This window comes from Rossellomorea aquimaris, assembly GCF_001877785.1.
Taxonomy (GTDB): Bacteria; Bacillota; Bacilli; order Bacillales; family Bacillaceae_B; genus Rossellomorea; species Rossellomorea aquimaris_A.
On sequence record NZ_MINN01000049.1, the window covers coordinates 1 to 391 of the forward strand.

A 391-nucleotide genomic window follows, 5' to 3' on the forward strand; every position below is an offset into this window, starting at 1 on the left:
CAACTGCTTACGTGCATTGCGGAAAATGCGCATCCATGGGCCATCCTCGCCCCAGTTTTCCGGATGCCAGGAGTTGCTGACAGTACGGAAAACTCGTTCCGGGTGCGGCATCATAATGGTGACTCGACCACTTTCAGTCGTGACCGCCGTAATACCGTTCGGTGAACCGTTCGGGTTAGCCGGGTAGGTTTCAGTGACTTTGCCGAAGTTATCGACATAGCGCAGTGCCACCAGCCCTTTGCTTTCCAGTGCCGCCAGATGCGCCGCATCACGCACTTCCACGCGCCCTTCACCATGAGACACAGCAATCGGCATCTGAAAAAAAAAAACACAACAACTAAACAACAATCACAAGAGAAAAGAGATGCAGAAACATGAAACCACAAAGATA

The 391-nt window shown here is 51.4% G+C and carries 1 protein-coding gene; it reads right to left on the bottom strand.

Annotated elements, in window-relative coordinates; all coding sequences use genetic code 11:
- Positions 1–315, bottom strand: a 315-nt coding sequence (locus BHE18_RS02020) for a phosphoribosylformylglycinamidine synthase subunit PurQ (RefSeq protein WP_268876286.1), incomplete at its 3' end; no start/stop codon positions are given.
- Between the last annotated feature and the right edge of the window lie 76 nt (positions 316–391).